This is a genomic window from Devosia psychrophila (assembly GCF_000971275.1).
In the GTDB taxonomy this organism is placed as follows: Bacteria; Pseudomonadota; Alphaproteobacteria; order Rhizobiales; family Devosiaceae; genus Devosia; species Devosia psychrophila.
The window spans coordinates 1-715 of sequence record NZ_LAPV01000114.1 but is presented as its reverse complement, the minus strand read 5'-3'; the positions used below and the strand labels follow the sequence as shown (position 1 = coordinate 715).

General features: G+C 56.9%; 1 protein-coding gene and 1 pseudogene. Both read right to left on the bottom strand.

Annotated elements, in window-relative coordinates; translation table 11 throughout:
• A pseudogene (locus WH91_RS25100) lies at positions 1-151 on the bottom strand (sodium-independent anion transporter); the annotation flags it as partial.
• Between the two features lie 40 nt (positions 152-191).
• Positions 192-383: a metal-sensitive transcriptional regulator gene (locus WH91_RS25920; RefSeq protein ID WP_143078129.1), complete on the bottom strand. Its 192-nt coding sequence runs from the start codon at positions 381-383 to the stop codon at positions 192-194.
• Positions 384-715: the final 332 nt, after the last annotated feature.

The window sequence follows — 715 nt, the reverse complement described above, 5'->3', positions numbered from 1 at the left end:
CGATGGAGGCTGTGAGCAGGCTTTCCAGAAGACCAACTGCGGCAACTGCGATTGAGGTCGGCAGGATGATCCAGAGGGTTTCCAGCGTGAACGGAACGTTGGGCACCAACAACGATGGCAAGGCATTGGGGAGCTCGCCCAGATCGCTGACGATAGGTGCGATTGCGCAGAACAGCCAGCATGAAATTTTCCTAGAGGTATTTGGCTATGTGGCGAAATTCGTCGATCCGGGCGCGGTCCGGGCCGTCGAGTGTCCCCACAGCGTCGGATAGGCAATGGTCGAGATGATCGCGGACCAGCGTCAAAGCGATAACGGAGTGAACCGAACCAACGCCCGTCACGGCAAAACAACCGGACCCAGCAGCTGCGCCGAGTTCTAACATAGCCTCCACCCCATTATAGACATCGCCCGCCCCTGAGCAGATCGGCAGCTTTGCGGCCACGCCGGGTATATAGTCGGTTGACCCCCCCCGAAAAGATTCCTGAGAAGTGGCCTATGCCTTGAACGGACTATGCAACAGCTGCTTCCGTCGCGTCATAACGCTTGCACTTCGGTGAAAAGAGGGCCCTCTGAATACGTCCGCACAGATCAATTATCGCTGCTTGCGACGTACCTCGAACAGGGTGAGCACGAGCTTGCACCACCAATCATCGCATCCGGTGAAGCCGCGAGAAATTGATCAAGAGAGGACATGTGAAGAGCCTTCCGCGGAAT